Annotated in this window: 9 protein-coding genes, 3 tRNA genes, 1 other RNA gene and 1 pseudogene; 7 read left to right on the forward strand and 7 right to left on the reverse strand. The window is 71.8% G+C overall.

Annotated features, from left to right (window positions below):
* Nucleotides 1-329: 329 nt before the first annotated feature.
* Nucleotides 330-467: pseudogene (locus ACIA8E_RS14885) on the forward strand (site-specific integrase); the annotation flags it as partial.
* 64 nt (nucleotides 468-531) lie between these two features.
* Here ACIA8E_RS14885 and ACIA8E_RS14890 read toward each other — a convergent pair.
* Nucleotides 532-619, reverse strand: a tRNA-Ser gene (locus ACIA8E_RS14890).
* 109 nt (nucleotides 620-728) lie between these two features.
* Between ACIA8E_RS14890 and ffs the strand changes: the two genes are divergently transcribed.
* From ffs to ACIA8E_RS14920, 6 genes are all read left to right on the forward strand, one after another.
* Nucleotides 729-825, forward strand: an RNA gene (ffs, locus tag ACIA8E_RS14895) — signal recognition particle sRNA small type.
* Between the two features lie 112 nt (nucleotides 826-937).
* Nucleotides 938-3,106 carry a DNA polymerase III subunit gamma and tau gene (locus ACIA8E_RS14900; RefSeq protein WP_399298032.1) on the forward strand — a complete coding sequence of 723 codons (2,169 nt, stop codon included), beginning with the start codon at nucleotides 938-940 and terminating at the stop codon, nucleotides 3,104-3,106.
* A 93-nt stretch (nucleotides 3,107-3,199) separates the two neighbouring features.
* Nucleotides 3,200-4,450: a phosphoribosylamine--glycine ligase gene (purD, locus tag ACIA8E_RS14905; RefSeq protein WP_399298034.1), complete on the forward strand. Its 1,251-nt coding sequence runs from the start codon at nucleotides 3,200-3,202 to the stop codon at nucleotides 4,448-4,450.
* A gap of 317 nt (nucleotides 4,451-4,767) precedes the next feature.
* Nucleotides 4,768-6,531 carry a hypothetical protein gene (locus tag ACIA8E_RS14910; RefSeq protein WP_399298036.1) on the forward strand — a complete coding sequence of 588 codons (1,764 nt, stop codon included), beginning with the start codon at nucleotides 4,768-4,770 and terminating at the stop codon, nucleotides 6,529-6,531.
* Between the two features lie 213 nt (nucleotides 6,532-6,744).
* Complete coding sequence (locus ACIA8E_RS14915; protein WP_399298038.1) at nucleotides 6,745-8,205, forward strand: N,N-dimethylformamidase beta subunit family domain-containing protein; 1,461 nt, start codon at nucleotides 6,745-6,747, stop codon at nucleotides 8,203-8,205.
* 110 nt (nucleotides 8,206-8,315) lie between these two features.
* Nucleotides 8,316-9,215: a phosphoribosylaminoimidazolesuccinocarboxamide synthase gene (locus ACIA8E_RS14920; RefSeq protein ID WP_399298040.1), complete on the forward strand. Its 900-nt coding sequence runs from the start codon at nucleotides 8,316-8,318 to the stop codon at nucleotides 9,213-9,215.
* A gap of 44 nt (nucleotides 9,216-9,259) precedes the next feature.
* Here the strand turns inward: ACIA8E_RS14920 and ACIA8E_RS14925 are convergent.
* From ACIA8E_RS14925 to ACIA8E_RS14950, 6 genes are all read right to left on the reverse strand, one after another.
* Nucleotides 9,260-9,335, reverse strand: a tRNA-Gly gene (locus tag ACIA8E_RS14925).
* A 22-nt stretch (nucleotides 9,336-9,357) separates the two neighbouring features.
* Entirely contained in the window at nucleotides 9,358-9,969 is a 612-nt protein-coding gene (locus tag ACIA8E_RS14930) for a response regulator (protein ID WP_399298042.1), read from the reverse strand.
* A complete protein-coding gene (locus ACIA8E_RS14935; RefSeq protein ID WP_399298157.1) occupies nucleotides 9,966-11,213 on the reverse strand; it encodes a sensor histidine kinase in 1,248 nt (415 codons plus the stop codon). The genes ACIA8E_RS14930 and ACIA8E_RS14935 overlap by 4 nt, the downstream gene beginning before the upstream one ends.
* Before the next feature lie 24 nt (nucleotides 11,214-11,237).
* Nucleotides 11,238-12,008: an ABC transporter permease gene (locus ACIA8E_RS14940; RefSeq protein ID WP_399298043.1), complete on the reverse strand. Its 771-nt coding sequence runs from the start codon at nucleotides 12,006-12,008 to the stop codon at nucleotides 11,238-11,240.
* Nucleotides 12,005-12,961 carry an ABC transporter ATP-binding protein gene (locus ACIA8E_RS14945; protein ID WP_399298045.1) on the reverse strand — a complete coding sequence of 319 codons (957 nt, stop codon included), beginning with the start codon at nucleotides 12,959-12,961 and terminating at the stop codon, nucleotides 12,005-12,007. Before ACIA8E_RS14945 ends, ACIA8E_RS14940 begins: the two co-directional genes overlap by 4 nt.
* A 152-nt stretch (nucleotides 12,962-13,113) precedes the next feature.
* Nucleotides 13,114-13,186, reverse strand: a tRNA-Gly gene (locus ACIA8E_RS14950).
* Nucleotides 13,187-13,251 lie beyond the last annotated feature (65 nt).

Genomic DNA, 13,251 nt, shown 5'->3' on the forward strand with positions numbered 1-13,251 from the left:
GGCGCTCGCTTTCGAGGGCGCGCTCGCCCATGACGAGCGCCTGTTTCAAGGCGGGTGCACGTGGTCCTGGAGCGTGGCGACCTCGCAGCACCCATGCCTTGCCCGCGCATCCGCAGTGCTGCCGGCCTCGCCTGGTGTACGCCGCTGTACGCCCACGTTGATGTCAAGCACTGATGTCAGGCCGCAGGTGACCAGGGCGTGCTGGCGCTCCCACCGCCCCTCTCCGCCTTTCCAGCCACGAGCACGAGCGAAGCTCAATGCCGCGAGCGCTACTGCACGCCGATTCTCCGGGGTGTCAGGCAACCCTTCCATAATCACATCCGTCGACCGGGGCCGCATGGATGCGGGCGCGGTACCTCCACGTCCCCGACCATCTGCTGAAGGAGGTGGCCCGGAAGATCGGCACGGCGATCTGGGGAGCCCCGCAAACAGCCCTTGTGGACAAAGACCAGGACAACGAGGGCTGAGACAACGCCGAAGGGCCCCACCGCAAGCGGTGGGGCCCTTCGACGTATTGCCCGGTGAGAGCAATGGCGGAGGATACGAGATTCGAACTCGTGAGGGGTTGCCCCCAACACGCTTTCCAAGCGTGCGCCCTAGGCCACTAGGCGAATCCTCCGCGGCAAACAATACAAGACGTTGAGGAGTGCTCGCGAACACGTTCCCCACGGCGGGGGTCGGGACGGCGGCCGGTGGACTTGGCCGGTGTGGGATCGGCTAAGGTAGGCATCAGCCCCTCACGTGGCGCTATCTGACTGAACTCCCCCAGGGCCGGAAGGCAGCAAGGGTAGGTTGGCTCTGGCGGGTGCGTGGGGGGCCCTTGCATTCCCGGGGCCTGCGGAGTTCCCGGTGTCTTGCGGTGGTGCGGGGCCATCCGGGCCCGGTGGTGTGCCCGGGCCGGGGCCGGTTGTCAGTCCGCCCCGATAACCTCGTAGGTGTGTCGTCCCTTGCGCTGTACCGCCGCTATCGCCCCGAGTCGTTCGCCGAGGTCATTGGGCAGGAGCATGTCACTGACCCGCTGCAGCAGGCCCTGCGGAACAATCGGGTCAATCACGCGTACCTGTTCAGTGGGCCGCGCGGCTGCGGCAAGACGACCAGTGCGCGCATCCTCGCCCGCTGTCTGAACTGCGAGCAGGGGCCGACACCGACGCCGTGCGGGGAGTGCCAGTCCTGCCGGGACCTCGCGCGCAACGGGCCGGGGTCGATCGATGTCATCGAGATCGACGCCGCATCGCACGGTGGCGTGGACGACGCCCGTGATCTGCGGGAGAAGGCGTTCTTCGGGCCCGCGTCCAGTCGTTACAAGATCTATATCATCGACGAGGCGCACATGGTCACATCGGCGGGGTTCAACGCCCTGCTGAAGGTGGTCGAGGAGCCGCCGGAGCACCTCAAGTTCATCTTCGCGACCACCGAGCCCGAGAAGGTCATCGGCACGATCCGGTCGCGTACGCACCACTACCCGTTCCGCCTCGTGCCGCCGGGGACGCTGCGCGAATATCTCGCCGAGGTCTGCGGCAAGGAGAACAGCTACGTCGAGGACGGCGTGCTCCCGCTGGTCGTGCGGGCCGGTGCCGGATCCGTGCGTGACTCGATGTCCGTGATGGACCAGCTGCTGGCGGGCGCGGGCGACGACGGTGTGACATATGCCATGGCGACCTCGCTGCTCGGCTATACGGACGGGTCGCTGCTCGACTCCGTCGTGGACGCGTTCGCGGCGGGCGACGGGGCCGCGGCGTTCGAGGTCGTGGACCGGGTGATCGAGGGCGGAAACGACCCGCGGCGCTTCGTCGCCGACCTGCTGGAGCGGCTGCGCGACCTGGTGATCCTGGCTGCTGTGCCGGACGCCGGGGAGAAGGGCCTCATCGACGCCCCCGCCGATGTGGTCGAACGGATGCAGGCCCAGGCGTCCGTCTTCGGCGCCGCCGAGCTGAGCCGCGCCGCCGACCTGGTCAACCAGGGACTCACGGAGATGCGCGGGGCGACCTCGCCGCGTCTCCAGGTCGAGCTGATCTGCGCCCGGGTGCTGCTGCCCGCGGCCTTCGACGACGAGCGTTCCCTGCAGACCCGGCTGGACCGGCTGGAGCGCGGCGCCTCCTTCGCGACCGCCGGGGCCGGGCCCGCCATGGGGTACGTACCGGGACCGCAGACGCAGGCGCATGCGCCCGTGACCGTGGTTCCGCCGGGCGACGGGGTCGCGGCGGCACGGGCAGCCGCGCGGGGGGACGCACCCGAGCCCGCGGCCCCCGCCGCCCCCGTACAACCCGCCCAGTACGCGGCGCCGGCAGCGCCCGCTGCTCCCGCGCCTGTCGCTCCCGCTCCGCAGCCGCCCTCCGAGGCTCCCGCGGGTGGGCAGCGGCCCGGGGCCTGGCCCGCGGCGGCCGCGCCGGAGTCCGGGCGCCGCCCCGGTGGCTGGCCGACCGCCTCCGCCCCGGGGCAGGCACCGGCCCCCGTCACCCCTGCGGCCGCCGCCCCGGCCCCCACGACCCAGGCACCCGCCCCCGGTGCCCCCCAGCCGAGCCCGGGCATGACGCAGGGTGCCGCACAGGTGCGGAACATGTGGCCGGACATCCTCGAGGCCGTCAAGAACCGGCGCCGGTTCACCTGGATCCTGCTCAGCCAGAACGCGCAGGTCACCGGGTTCGACGGCGCCACCCTGCAGATCGGCTTCCTCAACGCCGGTGCCCGCGACAACTTCGCGAGCAGCGGCAGCGAGGAGGTGCTCAAGCAGGCGCTCGCCGAGCAGTTCAACATGCAGTGGAAGATCGAGGCGATCGTCGACCCGTCGGGCGGCGCGGGACAGCCCCCGCAGACCGGCGGTGGCCGGTCGTCCGCCCAGCCCGCACCGCAGCGCCCGGCCGCGCCCGCCGCGCAGCAGTACGAGTCCCGGCCCGCGCCGGCCCAGCATCAGCAGCCGGGTGCCGCCCCCGCCGCGGCCCCCGCCCCGCAGCAGCAGGCCGCTCCCGAGCCGCCGCGTCCGGTCGCCCCGGAGGACGACACTCCGGAGGCGGACGACCCGGATCTGGTCGACTCGGCGCTCTCCGGTCATGACCTGATCGTCCGGGAGCTGGGGGCCACGGTCGTCGAGGAGTTCACCAACGAGTAGCGCGGGCCGGGCGGGGCCGCGGTACGTCTCACGGGCTGTCCACGGAGCGGCATCCGTCAAGGCCGCCGCGCCCCGGCGGTTAGGCTGCACCCCGTGAAGGTCCTCGTCATTGGCGGCGGCGCCCGCGAACACGCCCTGTGCCGCTCTCTCTCCCTCGACCCCGACGTCACCGCTCTGTACTGCGCGCCCGGCAATGCCGGCATCGCAGAGGTGGCCGAACTGCACCCGGTCGACGCGCTCGACGGCGACGCCGTCGCGCGCCTCGCCACCGAACTGGGCGCCGAGCTGGTGGTCGTCGGCCCGGAGGCGCCGCTTGTCGCCGGGGTCGCCGACGCCGTGCGCGCCGTGGGCATCCCCTGCTTCGGCCCCTCCGGTGAGGCGGCCCAGCTGGAGGGCTCCAAGGCGTTCGCCAAGGACGTGATGGCCGGGGCGGGTGTCCCCACCGCCCGCAGCTACGTCTGCACCACCCCCGCCGAGATCGACACCGCCCTCGACGCCTTCGGTGCCCCGTACGTCGTCAAGGACGACGGCCTCGCCGCAGGCAAGGGCGTCGTCGTCACGGACGACATCGAGGCGGCTCGCGCCCACGCGCTGGCCTGCGACCGCGTGGTCATCGAGGAGTTCCTCGACGGCCCCGAGGTGAGCCTCTTCGCGATCACGGACGGCACGACCGTGCTGCCGCTCCAGCCCGCCCAGGACTTCAAGCGCGCCCTCGACAACGACGAGGGACCGAACACCGGTGGCATGGGCGCGTACTCCCCTCTCCCGTGGGCCGATCCCAAGCTCGTCGACGAGGTCATGGAGACGGTCCTCCAGCCGACCGTCGACGAGCTCCGCCGCCGCGGCACCCCCTTCTCCGGGCTGCTGTACGCGGGTCTCGCGATCACCTCGCGCGGCGTCCGTGTGATCGAGTTCAACGCCCGCTTCGGCGACCCGGAGACCCAGGTGGTCCTGGCCCGTCTGAGGACCCCACTGGCCGGTGTCCTGCTGGGCTCCGCCAACGGCACCCTCGACGAGCTGCCCCCGCTCAAGTGGCGCGACGACGCCGCGGTCACCGTGGTCATCGCCTCGCACAACTACCCGGACACGCCGCGGACGGGTGACCCGATCCACGGCCTCGACGAGGTGGCGGCGCAGGACGCCCCGCATGCGTACGTCCTGCACGCAGGGACCAGGCGTGACGGCGACGAGATCGTCAGCGCGGGCGGCCGCGTGCTGTCCGTGACCGCGACCGGCAAGGATCTCGCCGGCGCCCGTGAGCGTGCCTACACGGCGGCCGCGCGGATCCGGCTCGAGGGCTCGCAGCTGCGTACGGACATCGCCCGGAAGGCTGCCGGGGTCTGACCGGGCGGCCCCGGGCCGGCCCTGTACATCGCGCCCCCTCAGGTCCGAGGCCCGAGGGGGCGCGGCATGTCCCCGGACGTCCCGACCCGCTGCCCGGGCGCCTTTGCCCTATGGACACCGGTCCGTCAGCACCTTTGCCCAAAGCCATTCCATCGAGTGACGGCTGAGCCATCCGGATGACGCCCGCCGAGGCCCCAACTAGGGTGCGGCGCAAGCGTTCCGGCACTTGGCCCACCGGCATTGCGATGTCAGTGACGGGTGCCACAGTGGGGGAGTGAGCACTACCGCCGCGGGGGCAGAGGGGGTGACGTCCGGCCGTGTCCGGTACCGGTACTGGTGAGGAGCTGGGTGCGCAGGCTGCGCGCGCCAGAGCGCTCGCCCTGCTGCGCATCCGCAGCAGGGCGACAGCCGTGGCCCTGCTGCCGGCGGCGGTCGCCGTCGTGCTGCTCGTCGCGGCCGCGCAGGGCCGCATCGACGGCGGCGGTTGGGACGCCGTGCGCTGGGCCGTGACGGCCTGCGCGGCGGTCGTGCTGCTGGGCGCCGCAGCGGTCTCGGTCGCGATCGCACGAGCGAGGCCGGCGGTCAGTCCGACCGTCCCGCTCACCGAGCAGGCAGCCCCCGATCTCTACCGGCTGGTCCGGGACCTCGCCGACCGGCTCGGCGTACCCGCGCCGTCGGCCATAGCCTTGACGCCCGACTGCGACAGCTGGCTGGAGGACCGCACGCACCGCTCCGCGCAGCCCGCGGAGAGTTCGGCGACCCGGCCCGCCGCCTCCGGTGGCCGCCGTCATCGGGCGCCGGTGGCGCCCGTGCTGGTCATCGGGTCGCCGTTCCTGTGGTGGATGCGGGTTGCTGAGCTACGGGCGGTGCTCGCCCCGGTCGTCGCGGGTACGGGCCCCGCCGCCCACCCCGATATAGCCGCCGCCCGCCGTTTCGTACGGGGGCTGGACGGCGCGGTCGCCGATGCGGCCGCCCCCGCCCCCGGACGGTTCGCGCGGCTGCGCAGGCTGCCGCGCGGCCTCGTCGGCTGGATCGCCCGGCTGCTCCTGCGCAGCTGTCGCGGCCATGCCGCCGCGATGGAGCGGGGTGTCGCCGCCGCCGGGTCCGAGCGTGCACAGGCTGTGGATTACGGGCTGCGGATCGCGGCCCAGGAGCAGGTCGGCCTTGCCTACGCGGGCTGGGACCGGCTGCTCACCCGGGTCGCGCTGCCGGCCTGGCGGATGGGCCGCTGGCCGTCCCGGCTCGACGCGGGCGTCGTCTCCGCCCTCACCGAGCTCTCCCGGCGCGATCGCCTCGCCGAGGGCTTCACCTCCCGACTCGGCGAGCGCCCCGCCTGCGACCTCCTGGAGGAGCCGGGCGCGGCCGACGAGGCGGCCTCGCTGCTCGCCGCCCGCCTCTTCCACGGCGGCCCCGCAGAGACCGGTCCCGACTGGTCCCCGGTCGACTGGCAGCAGTATCCGGAAGAGGTCGTCGACCGGAAGTGGCGTACCGAAGCGGCCCGCCTGCTCCGGGTCCTCGACGCGATGGGTGTACGTCCCGCCCCGGCCGGAGGACCCGACGAGGCGGTCGGGGGAGCCGGGACTGTCCGCGCTTTCGGGGCACACGGCGCCGATGCCGTCGGTGTCGCCGTGCCCACACTGGCCCGGGTCGTCGAGCAGCTCTCCGGCCCGGACGGACGGGGCGAGGAGCTCGCGGCCGGGATCAGCGCGGCGGTGGCCCGCGACGCGGCGGCGGCCCCGCAGCAGCCTCCGGCAGGCTCGCCCGCCACTTCCGACGGGGACGCCCTGGACTTCTGGGGCCCCGACCCCCTGCCGCTCTTTCCGCTCCAGCCACCCCGTACCGGCACGGAGCTGCTCGCCGACCATGTCGCGGCGATGGTCTGCTGCGCCGCCGTGGACACGGCAGGCGCGGCGCCCGGCCTCGACTGGCTCGACGGGCCGGCCCTGCTGGTCGACGGCGAACGCCGGGCGGATCTCGGCAGTCCCGTGCTCAGCCTGGTCGAGGACGGGGATGCCGGACCGCTGCGTTGCTGGCTCGCCTCGGTCGGTGTCCGCACGGACAAGCCGGTCCGTCTCGTGTGACCCAGGGCCAACCCCGTCCTCGCCCGGCATCGGGCAGTAATCCGGAGGGGCGTGTTCCATTCACGTCAATTCGCGACGAACGGTGACGGGGTGCATGCGTTATGTGATGTGCTGGGGATCGGCGCTGACAGCCGTCGCACCACAGGCTGACATTCGGCGCACCGCAGTCGGCACATCACCGTTGTCTCGGGGGATTCGAGGGAGGTAAGCGCTATGGGGGCGGAGCAGATTCGTCGGTGGGAATCGGGTGCCCTCGCGCATGCCGTCTCCGACCCCTTCGGCCAGGGCCCCCTCCCCTGGCTGCGCGGCAGTGAGAACTACTTCGACGACACCGGCCAGGTCGTCCCCTGGTACGCCGATCTCGCCCTGGCCCGCGGTACCGGAGGCGGTACCCGTACCGCCGACGACGTACACCGTCAGATCAAGGGCTTCATCTCGACCGGCGCCGCGGCCCCCGGCGAGGCGATCGACTTCCACATCACCGTGGACCCGCCCCAGCAGTTCTCCGTGGACATCTATCGGATCGGCCATTACGGGGGGGACGGCGCCGCCAAGATCACCACCAGCCCGCGGCTCTCCGGCATCGTCCAGCCGCCCCCGCTCACCGCCGACCGGACCGTCTCCTGCCACCACTGGTGGCAGTCCTGGCGGCTGCAGATCCCCACCTACTGGTCGATCGGCGCCTATGTCGCCGTGCTCACCACGGCCGACGGATACCGCTCCCACATCCCTTTCACGGTGCGTGACGACCACCCGGCGGATCTGCTGCTCGTCCTGCCTGACATCACCTGGCAGGCGTACAACCTCTACCCCGAGGACGGCCGCACCGGCGCCAGCCTCTACCACGCCTGGGACGAGCAGGGCCGGCTCCTCGGCGAGGAGGACGCCGCGGTCACCGTCTCCTTCGACCGCCCGTACGCGGGTGCCGGTCTGCCGCTCCATGTCGGTCATGCCTACGACTTCATCCGCTGGGCCGAGCGGTACGGCTACGACATCGCGTACGCCGATACCCGCGATCTGCACGCCGGCCGGATCGACGTCGGCCGCTACCGGGGTCTGGTCTTCCCGGGCCACGACGAGTACTGGTCGGTCCCGATGCGCCGCACGGTGGAGGCCGCCCGGGACGGCGGCACCTCGCTGGTCTTCCTCTCCGCCAACACCATGTACTGGCAGGTCAGCCTCTCCCCGTCGCCGTCCGGCGTACCGGACCGGCTGCTCACCTGCCGCAAGCGCCGTGGCCCGGGGAAACCCGCGCTCTGGCGCGAGGTCGACCGGGCCGAGCAGCAGCTCCTCGGCATCCAGTACGCGGGCCGGGTCCCCGACCCCCACCCCCTGGTCGTACGGAACGCCGAGCACTGGCTCTGGGACGCGACCGGGGCCGACGAGGGCGACGAGATCGACGGCCTGGTAGCGGGCGAGGCCGACCGCTACTTCCCGCGCACCACACTCCCCCAGCACGAGAACCGCATCCTGCTTGCCCACTCCCCTTACCAGGACAGCGAAGGCACGACGCGCCACCAGGAGACATCCCTGTACCGGGCCCCTTCAGGCGCCCTCGTCTTCGCCTCCGGCACCTTCGCCTGGTCCCCGGCGCTGGACCGCCCCGGACATGTGGACCCGCGCATCCAGCGCGCCACCGCCAATCTCCTCGACCGCATCTGCAAGCACGCCTGAACGACGCGCACCGCCGCCACGCGCTGCCCCTGCTCCACCCCGCTCCACCCCACCCCATCCGGATACGGGACAATCGGAACGACTCCTGGATCAACCTACGCGGAGGCAGCGTGTCCGGATTCGTAGAAAAGCCCGAGCCCGTGGTGGTCTCCGGACTCACCCACCTCCACACCGGCAAGGTGCGGGATCTGTACCGGAACGAGGCGGGCGACCTCGTCATGGTCGCCAGCGACCGTATGTCCGCGTACGACTGGGTCCTGCCCACCGAGATCCCCGACAAGGGGCGCGTCCTCACCCGGCTGTCGCTGTGGTGGTTCGACCAGCTGTCCGATCTCGTCCCGAACCACGTCCTGTCCACGGAGCTCCCCGCCGGGGCACCCGCGGACTGGGCCGGCCGGACGCTGATCTGCAAGTCGCTGCGGATGGTCCCGGTCGAGTGCGTCGCCCGCGGCTATCTGACCGGCTCGGGCCTCGTCGAGTACAACGCGTCCCGTACCGTCTGTGGCCTCGCCCTACCCGAGGGCCTCGTCGACGGCTCCGAACTCCCGGCGCCGATCTTCACCCCCGCCACCAAGGCGGCCGTCGGTGACCACGACGAGAACGTTTCGTACGAGGAAGTGGCCCGTGAGGTCGGCGCGGAGACCGCCGCCCAGCTGCGCCGCACCACCCTCGACGTCTACGCCCGGGCCCGGGACATCGCCCGGGAGCGCGGCATCATCCTCGCGGACACGAAGTTCGAGTTCGGCTTCGACGGTGACGAGCTGATCATCGCGGACGAGGTGCTGACGCCGGACTCGTCCCGCTTCTGGCCGGCCGCCGCCTGGGAGCCGGGCAAGGCCCAGCCCTCGTACGACAAGCAGTTCGTACGGGACTGGCTGACCTCGCCGGCCTCCGGCTGGGACCGCAAGAGCGAACAGCCGCCCCCGGCGCTGTCGCAGGAGATCGTCGACGCGACCCGGTCGAAGTACCTGGAGGCGTACGAGCTCCTCACCGGCAGCACCTGGCAGTAGGACACGAAGAAGGCCCCGGTCACGAGGACCGGGGCCTTCTTGCGTGGAGCGAACGACGAGGTTCGAACTCGCGACCTCAACCTTGGCAAGGTTGCGCTCTACCAGCTGAGCTACGTTCGCATGCGCCGAAGCGCGAAGACCACTATACCCATCCTCGCTCCCGCGCGAGACGCACTGCCGCATGACGGTTTTCCGCGCCGAGCTTCGAGGCGGCCGCGGAGAGGTAGTTCCGTACGGTCCCCTGCGACAGGGACGCCCGCTCCGCGATCTCCGCCACCGGCGCTCCGTCCGCCGCCAGTTCCAGTACTTCGGCCTCGCGTACGGTCAGTGGCGAGTCTCCGGCGGAGATCGCGTCGGCCGCCAACTCCGGGTCCACATAGCGGTTTCCGGCGTGCACGGTACGGATGATGCCGGCCAGCTGCCGGGCGCTGACCGTCTTCGGCACGAAGGCACGCACACCCGCCGCGAGCGCCCGCTTCAGATGTCCGGGGCGGCCGTGACCGGTCACGATCATGGTCCGGCAGCCGGGCAGCTCGGCCCGCAGTGATGTGGCCACACTCACACCGTCCGCCCCCGGCATCTCCAGATCGAGAACCGCCACATCGGGGCGGTGTGCCCGCGCCATGGCGAGCGCCTCCGGACCGGTCGCCGCCTCCGCCACCACCGCGAGGTCGTCCTCCAGCGCGATCAGCGCGGCGAGCGCACCGCGGATCAGATGCTCGTCATCGGCGAGCAGTACGCGTATCGCGGTCATCGCCGCCCCTCCAGAACCGCCGGGCGGGCTTCCCCGCTGGTCAGCGAGACCTTCGCCGTCAGCCTGAACAGCCCGTCGCCCGCCGGACCTGCGTCCAGCGAGCCGCCGAGGACGCCGAGCCGCTCCCGCAGCCCGGCCAGCCCGGAACCGCTCTCCCCGGCCGTCGTGCACGGTGCCCCGTCGTTCTCCACGTTCAGCACCACCCTGTCCGCCGAGGCGCTGAGCCGGATCGTGCAGAGCCGTGGGTCACCGTGCCGCAGCACATTGGTCGCCGCCTCCCGCACGGCCCAGCCGAGCGCCGACTGCACGGCCACGGGCAGCTGCCCGCCGTCGTCGCCGGTCACCTCGCACTCGATGCCGGCCGCCTTCAGCACGCTCTGCGCGCCGACGAGTTCCGTACTCAGATCGGCCTCCCGGTATCCGCGGACGACATCGCGTACCTCCTGCTGGGAGGCGCGCGCGATCCGTTGCACCTCGACCATCTGGTCCACGGCCTCCGCCCTGCCGCGCTGCGCCAGCTCCACCGCCAGTTCGCTCTTCAACGCGACGACGGCCAGATTCCGGCCCAGGACGTCGTGCATGTCCCGGCCGAACCGCAGCCGCTCCTCGGCGACGGCCAGCCGCGCCTGCAGATCCCGGGCGCCCTCCGCCTGCCACATCACGCCGAGGCTCCAGACGCTGGGCCGTATGGACACCAGGACCAGGAGGCACCCGAACATCGTCGTCGGGATCACCCCGGCCAGGATGCCGCCGCGCACCCCGACGGCGGCGAAGAGCCCGACGGTCAGGGCCGTCAGGACCACGGACTGGACCAGGAAGGTACGGGCCGGGACGAGCAGCACCTGGGTGATCGTCAACGCCATCGGGGTGTTCATGACCAGCAGAAGCAGCCCGTCGTCATCGATGCCGCCCACGCCGCTCAGCGCCGCCAGCAGCCCCAGGGCCAGTGCCATCAGCGCCGACGGCGCCACCAGCCGGCGCCGGGGGAAGACGGACGTGCCGAGGTAGTGCTCGTACGACGGCTTCACGTTCCGGTTGCTCAGCACGCACTGCGCGAGGCTCACCAGCAGGAGTGTCCCGCCCAGTGCCAAGGGCAGCGGAGCGTGCGAGATGTCCGAGGAGAAGGGCGCCAGTCCCCACGCCAGCGTGAAGAGCCAGGGCATCACCGCCACGGTGAACCGCGAATAGAGAGAAATTCGCTCGAGCTTGCCGCGCTCCTGCCAGCCGCGCCGCAAGCCCAGCATCCGTCCCCACACAGCACAGCCCCCTCAGCGCCGGGGTTCCCAGCGGAACCACCGCTGCACAGCAAACACCGCAAGCGCCGTCCAGACCAGCGCGTTGAGCCCTGCCCGGAGCAGCTCGGCGCCCTCCCCTCCGCCGAGCCAGCCGGTCCGTACGAGGGTCATCACCCCGGTCATCGGCAGCAGTTCGCACACCGACGCCAGTCCGTCCGGCAGCACCTGCAGGGGGACGAAGAGCCCGGAGCCCACCATCGAGACGAGGAACAGCGGCAGGGTGGTGAGCTGCGCGGTCTGGACGGTGCGGGTCACCACGGACGTTGCGGCCGCCAGTGCGGTCAGCATCACCGCACCCAGCAGCAGCCCGGCGGCGAGCAGCTCGGGCCGCCGCGGCCCGCCGAGCCCGAAGGCGGCGGAGCCGACCGAGATCATCAGTGCGGTCTGCGCGAGGGCCAGCGCCACGGACGGCAGAGCGGTCCCGGTGAGGATCTCCCGGTCGGGCACCTCCCCGGTGCGCAGCCGCTTCAGCACCAGATCCTCGCGCCGTGCGACATAGGCGGCGACCAGGTTCATGTAGACGACCTGGATCAGCACCATGCCGACGCCGCCGCTCAGTGCCGCTCCGGCGACGCTCACGCCGGTCCCGGCGAGGTCGACCGATTCGAGCGACGACTTCATCGCCGCGACCATCACGACCGGGACGAGCAGCGCGACGAAGACCGCCGTCCTGTTCCTCAGGAGCAGTGTCAGCTCGGCCCGCCCGAGAGCACGCAGCCGTCCCTGGACCGTTGTGCTCGTCATGCCGCCACCGCCGCTTCCTGCCCTGAGGTCTCACGCGCCGTCGTGTCCTGTGCCGTCTGAGCGATATCGAGAAATGCCTCTTCGAGCGAGGCCGAACGGGCATCGAGCCGCAGAAGTTCCACGTCCGACTCCTGTGCCCAGCGCAGCAGTTCGCCCAGCGACTCCTGCAGCCGGTGGGTGCGGATCTCGATCCGCCGGCCGTCGGCCGCGGCCCGCAGCCCCAGCGGGAGCCGCCGTGCGCCGACCCCGGCAGGCAGCTCGAACCGGATGCGGGCCGGACGGGACGCCGTCACCTCGGCGGGCGTGCCCGTCACCACGATCCGGCCCCGGTGCATGATCGCCAGCCGGTCGGCGAGTGATTCCGCCTCCTCCAGGTAGTGCGTGGTGAGCAGGACCGTCGTGCCGCTGTCCCGCAGCGTCCGTACCAGCTCCCAGGTGTCCCGCCGCCCCTCGGCATCGAGCCCGGTGGTCGGCTCGTCCAGGAAGAGCACGTCCGGCCCGCCGAGCAGCGCCAGCGCCAGATCGAGGCGCCGCTTCTCGCCGCCGGAGAGCTGCTTGACCCGCACGCGCGCCCGGTCGCCGATCCCGACCAGTTCCAGCGCCTCACCGGTGGGCCGCGGCGCACTGGTGCATCCCGACCACATCCGCAGGGTCTCGGCGACCGTGAGATCGGATGGGAAGCCGCCTTCCTGGAGCATCACCCCGATCCGGGGGCGGACGGCGGCGCGCTCGCGGTACGGGTCGTGGCCCAGCACCCGGACCGTGCCGTCGTCGGGCCGGGCCAGCCCTTCCAGTAGTTCGACGGTGGATGTCTTGCCCGCGCCGTTCGTCCCGAGCAGCGCGAAGATCTCGCCGCGCGCCACGGAGAAGGAGATCCCGGTCACGGCCTCGAAGCCGCCGACGTAACGTCGCCGCACTCCGTCCGCCTCGATCACGCATTCATCGCTGGTCATGCCTTCAGGTTTCCGCCGGACGGCGGCCGCGAGCAGTGCGAGCTGTCATCACTGCCCATGACAAACGTCATGGGCGGTCTCGGGGCAGGACGTCGGAATACGACGAAGGCCCTGGTCGATATCGACCAGGGCCTTCGAACAATACGATCAAGAGCGGACGACGAGATTCGAACTCGCGACCCTCACCTTGGCAAGGTGATGCTCTACCAACTGAGCCACGTCCGCATTGCTGCCGCTCAGCTTTCACTGGGCGGTGCGAACACCACTCTACCTGATCCACCGTAGTGGTC

This window comes from Streptomyces sp. NPDC051664, from assembly GCF_044453545.1.
In the GTDB taxonomy this organism is placed as follows: domain Bacteria; phylum Actinomycetota; class Actinomycetes; order Streptomycetales; family Streptomycetaceae; genus Streptomyces.

Bases quoted from the DNA above. Each gene is read 5' to 3' on its own strand.
- ACIA8E_RS14930 (WP_399298042.1), bottom strand. From the start codon at position 9,969: ATGACCGCGATACGCGTACTGCTCGCCGATGACGAGCATCTGATCCGC.
- ACIA8E_RS14935 (WP_399298157.1), bottom strand. From the start codon at position 11,213: ATGCTGGGCTTGCGGCGCGGCTGGCAGGAGCGCGGCAAGCTCGAGCGA.
- ACIA8E_RS14940 (WP_399298043.1), bottom strand. From the start codon at position 12,008: ATGACGAGCACAACGGTCCAGGGACGGCTGCGTGCTCTCGGGCGGGCC.
- ACIA8E_RS14945 (WP_399298045.1), bottom strand. From the start codon at position 12,961: ATGACCAGCGATGAATGCGTGATCGAGGCGGACGGAGTGCGGCGACGT.
- ACIA8E_RS14915 (WP_399298038.1), top strand. From the start codon at position 6,745: ATGGGGGCGGAGCAGATTCGTCGGTGGGAATCGGGTGCCCTCGCGCAT.